The organism is Dellaglioa sp. CoH-57-MRSF-16, from assembly GCF_056782055.1.
Map to the genome: position 1 here is coordinate 1 of NZ_JBXAXZ010000233.1, position 234 is coordinate 234.

The window sequence follows — 234 nt, forward strand, 5'->3', positions numbered from 1 at the left end:
GTCTGGAAGTAGGCGCAGGCGTTCTCGACCGTCGGGAGCTCGCTCCACAGTGCGCGCGCCGCTGCTTCGCGCACGGCCACCCGCTCCCGCACGTGCGCGGCGAACTCCGCCGACCACCGCCAGTAGTCGTCCCGGTCGAGCCCGCTCACCACGAACGGGTCGATGGCGCTCTGCTCGCGGTCGGGGACGAAGTCGGCGCCGAAGGTCCTCCCCACGGTCTCGACCAGCCGCGAT

General features: G+C 72.2%; 1 protein-coding gene. It reads right to left on the reverse strand.

The genetic code is table 11. The features are described 5' to 3' along the window. The coding region (locus AC1RPH_RS08535) for a hypothetical protein (protein WP_481762156.1) at positions 1 to 234 on the reverse strand (234 nt) is incomplete at both ends.